5 protein-coding genes and 1 pseudogene are annotated in these 4,091 nt (G+C 64.1%); 5 read left to right on the top strand and 1 reads right to left on the bottom strand.

Features of this window, described 5'->3' with window-relative positions; translation table 11 throughout:
* Nucleotides 1-165: 165 nt before the first annotated feature.
* The 3 genes and pseudogenes from AB0O93_RS16140 (at nt 166) to AB0O93_RS16130 (ending at nt 2,522) form a co-directional block, all read left to right on the top strand.
* Nucleotides 166-483: a helix-turn-helix domain-containing protein gene (locus AB0O93_RS16140; protein ID WP_195692783.1), complete on the top strand. Its 318-nt coding sequence runs from the start codon at nt 166-168 to the stop codon at nt 481-483.
* A gap of 17 nt (nt 484-500) precedes the next feature.
* Nucleotides 501-1,430, top strand: a complete 930-nt coding sequence (locus AB0O93_RS16135; RefSeq protein ID WP_363345073.1) for an integrase core domain-containing protein — start codon at nt 501-503, stop codon at nt 1,428-1,430.
* A 103-nt stretch (nt 1,431-1,533) separates the two neighbouring features.
* Nucleotides 1,534-2,522 (top strand): annotated as a pseudogene (locus AB0O93_RS16130) (IS481 family transposase).
* Nucleotides 2,523-2,662: 140 nt separating this feature from the next.
* On the opposite strand, the gene AB0O93_RS16125 reads toward AB0O93_RS16130, so the two are convergent.
* Complete coding sequence (locus AB0O93_RS16125) at nt 2,663-2,959, bottom strand: hypothetical protein (protein ID WP_363345071.1); 297 nt, start codon at nt 2,957-2,959, stop codon at nt 2,663-2,665.
* Nucleotides 2,960-3,244: 285 nt separating this feature from the next.
* On the opposite strand from AB0O93_RS16125, the gene AB0O93_RS16120 reads away from it, so the two are divergent.
* Nucleotides 3,245-3,640 (top strand): recombinase family protein, encoded by a 396-nt coding sequence (locus AB0O93_RS16120; RefSeq protein ID WP_363345069.1) that lies wholly within the window; start codon nt 3,245-3,247, stop codon nt 3,638-3,640.
* Nucleotides 3,641-3,659: 19 nt separating this feature from the next.
* Nucleotides 3,660-4,001: a hypothetical protein gene (locus tag AB0O93_RS16115; protein WP_363345067.1), complete on the top strand. Its 342-nt coding sequence runs from the start codon at nt 3,660-3,662 to the stop codon at nt 3,999-4,001.
* Nucleotides 4,002-4,091 lie beyond the last annotated feature (90 nt).

The raw sequence follows: 4,091 nt of genomic DNA, 5'->3' as shown, positions 1-4,091 counted from the left end.
ATCGAGCAACACGACGAATGGGACGGCGCCGACCGCCGATACTTCAGCGAGCACTCCATGAAACTCCTCGACACCACCGAAGAGGAGGTGGCGATGTCGCGCGTCAGAATGTTTGGCAGGGGTAGTTAGTTGCTGATGCAACGCCCCAGCTGAGAGGTCTGAAGCATGAGTCGTCCCCCGACGATCCCGGTAGAGAAGAAGCTCCGCATCGTGTTGTCCGTGTTGCAAGGCGAGATCACGATCGCCGAAGCCGCCCGCCGCGAGAAGGTGTCCGAGCAAGCGATCGGGAACTGGAAGCGCCAGTTCCTCGAGGGCGGCAAGGCCGGCATCGAGGCGGGCAAGTCCAAACCCTCGACCCGGGAGCAGCAGCTCGAGGATGAGGTCGCGGAGTTGACGCAGGCCCTCGGTGAGGCGGCGGTCGAGATCCGGGTGTGGAAGAAGAGCGCGGAGGGCCGGCTGGGCCCTTCGAGGACCTCGAGGTGATCCGTTTGGAGGCGGGCATGCCGACGTCGAGGTTCTGCAAGCTGACGGGCGTGCCCGAGCGTTCGTATCGCCGCTGGCAGGCCAAAGCGAGAGCGGATCGCCCGCCGAAGGGTCCGTGGCCGCAGCCCGCGCGGGACGCGGCCAGGCCGCTCGCGACCAAGCACGCGCTGGCGCATCCGGCGTGGGGTCATCGGAAGATCTGGGCGATGACCCGCCACGACGGGCACCGGGTGTCGCAGGCGACCGTGCTGCGCCTGCTGCGCGATGACGGGCTGATCCTGCCGTCGGAGTATCAGAAGCAGCGCCGTGAGCTCGCGAGAGACCGTAAGGCGGCGTTCGCGAGGAACCCGACGGGCCCGAACCAGGTGTGGCAGCTGGACTTCAGCGAGTTCGAGACCACCCAGGGTGGGACGTGGCGGATCGCGGGGTGCCGGGACTGGTTCTCCAAGGTCGAGCACCCCTTCCATACCTCGCCCACGGCGAACCAACACGACGCGATCGCGGCGATCGAACTCGCCCTGACCGACTACGAGCGCATGTTCGGGCACCCCCTCGTCGACCAGTGTCAGGTCGACCCGGAGACCGGCGAGCTGCTGCCGGTCGTGACCCTCGTGACTGACAATGGTGGCCCGTTCCGGTCGATGAACTTCGAGTTGTTCATCTTGCGTCACCCCGAGCTGCGGCACGTCCGCACTCGGGTGAAATCGCCCGGGCAGAACGGGTCACGCGAACGCGGGTTCGGGACGCTGAAATACGAGCGGCTGTTCCTCGACGACATCCCCGACGCGATGACGCTCGTCGAACGCGCTGAGGACTACCGGATCGAATACAACGAGATCCGTCCTCACGAGGCGATCGCCTGGAACCGGCCGATGGACGTGCACCTGGGCCTTGCCGACCCCACCATCCCCAACTTCGAAAGAGAAGAAATCCTGCCAAATACTTGACGCGGGACAGGCTGACACGAGGCTGGGGTCCGCGTAGGCGAAGGCCTCCTGCTGTGAAGTGGAACTGCTCAAAGTACCCACTTCATGAACGCAGGAGGCCTTCGTGTCCCACGCTAACGCTGTCCTCACCCCGTTGCGACGTCTTCAGCTCGCACGCCAGATCGTCGACGAGCAGGTCGACGTCGCTGTCGTCGCCGCACTGTTCCTCGTCTCGACCGTCACTGCCCGTAAATGGGCGGCCCGGTATGTGTCCGCGGGCGTCGCGGGGATGCAGGACCGCTCGAGCCGGCCGCTCCACTCGCCGAGGAAGACGTCGCTGCCGCTGGTGAAGCGGATTGTGTCTCTCCGGCTGCGCAAGCGAGTTGGGCCGGCAGAGATCGCGCAGATGACCGGTGTTCCTGCCTCGACGGTCCACGTCGTCCTTGCCCGTGTCGGGTTGAACCGGTTGGCTCGGATCGACAAGCAGCTGGGCGAGCCCGCGCGCCGCTACGAGCACGATCGCCCGGGATCGCTCATCCATGTCGACGTCACCAAATTCGCCTGCATCCCCGATGGCGGCGGACACCGACACGTCGGCCGTCAGCAGGGCGAGCGCAACAAGCGCTCCACTACCGGCCTGTCGCGCGGGAAGAACTACAAGCCCCGCACCGGGATCGCGTTCCTACACACCGTCATCGATGACCACTCTCGCGTCGCATACGCCGAGACCCACCCCAACGAGAAGAGCGTCACAGCGGTCGGCGTGCTCGAACGCGCGACGGCCTGGTTCGCACAGCAGGGCGTCACCGTCGAGCGGGTCCTGTCAGACAATGGCTCGGCCTATCGCTCGCATGCGTGGCGGATGCCTGCGCCCAGCTCGGGATCGTCCCCAAGCACACGAGGCCCTACCGGCCGCAGACGAACGGCAAGATCGAGCGGTTCCACCGCACCCTCGCGAACGGCTGGGCTCACGCGCAGCACTGGTTCTCGGAAGCCGAACGACGAGCCGCGCTACCGCGATGGCTGCATCACTACAATCACCACAGGTTCCATTCCGCAGTCCAAGGCGTCCCCGTCAGCAGACTCAACAACCTGCCTGGGCATTACACCTAGGGATGTCCGGTCGCCCGTCGGGTCGCGTTGCCGGGCGGAGTCGCTCTCGCCCCGAGAAAACAGGGAAGTCAGGGCTTGTTGGGTGCCGACTATCCCGCCCTCGGCGGGATCCCCAACTCGATCCTGGCGGGCGAGGCCGGCTAGAGCTGACCGAGCAGGCGCGTCAGGTGAGCCTGGAGGCGTAGTGCGCTCTCCAGCGAGAGCGTCAGGCTCGCGACAGGTTGGTCCTCGCCGAGCTCCAAAGTGACCCACACCTCATCCGTGACCTGCAGCTTGGTGGAAACGACGAGGATGATGAGAGGACCGGCGATCGGCTGCATATCCGCATCGCGGTAGATCACAGGTAGTAGCTCGAGGTGCTGGTGAACGCGATCCGCTTCGAGCGGCTCCTGGCACTGGATCTGGTCGCACCAGGAGGGGCAAGTGGCGTCAGGCATTGTCGGGTACTCGTCTCAGTCGCCGGGTCGGTGACGACAGACCGTACGACCAGCCGAGGAGGAAGGGAAGACGTGTGGCGACATGGATGTCGCCCCGACAGCGACGTCACGGGACCTGAGCCGACGAAGTGATGGAGAAACTACATCATCCGAGATGCGCCCCGTAAGTGACGCCGCGACCCCCGTTAGGTTCGTTCTCCCTGCGCGAACACTCCAGCAAATGAGGCGAGAATGCACGATCGGACACTAGAAATCCCTGGTCGATCGAGCAAAAATGCGAGGGCTATGAAGACTTCACCTCCGCACGCCATCAGCACCCAATCCCCACAGAAGCGCGCTGTGGTGTATTTCAGGGTGTCGACATCTCGGCAGGCCACGAAGAACAACGAGGCCGAGGGCTACTCGATTCCTCAGCAGCGCGAACTCTGCTCTCAGAAAGCGCAGAGCCTCGGTGCTGTCGTCGTCGATGAGTTCGTCGACGCCGGCGCATCTGCCCGCTCCGCAAACCGACCCGCACTCCAACAGATGCTCGCACTCCTCGAGAGCCCCAGCTCCGACATTGACTACGTCATCGTTCACAAGCTGGATCGACTGGCTCGCGATCGAGCTGACGACGTGACGATCGTTATGGCCATCAAGGCCGCGGGGGCGACACTCGTGTCCGTCCGAACTCATCGATGAAACTCCGAGCGGCAAGCTTATGCACGCCATCCTGTCCGGCTTCGCCGAGTACTACTCGTCAAACCTGTCCGCGGAGTCGAAGAAGGGGATGGCACAGAAAGCCAAGAGTGGCGGCACGCATGGTGTTGCTCCGATCGGCTATCTCAACACCCTCGCCCGCATCGACGGTCGGGAGGTGAAGGGTGTTGCTCTCGACCCAGAACGCGCTCCCCACATCCTATGGGCGTTTCGCACCTATGCCACAGGCGACTGGAGCATCTCAATGCTGCGTGATGCGCTTGAAGACCGAGGGTTGAAAAGCCGCGTTACCCAGAGATATCGCGGCACACCCCTGTCTGATGCTCAAGTTCATCGACGGTGACGTCCCGCTGTGTGGTGGATTTTCTCAACACCGTGCGGGTCAGCTGTTGTGATTATGCCGCGGTCAGTTCTGGGATCGCCACCTCCTCTT

Source organism: Microbacterium sp. NPDC077184 (genome assembly GCF_040687055.1).
Classification (GTDB): Bacteria; Actinomycetota; Actinomycetes; order Actinomycetales; family Microbacteriaceae; genus Microbacterium.
Note: the sequence above shows the minus strand (reverse complement) of the source record. Positions and strands in the feature narration are given on the sequence as shown.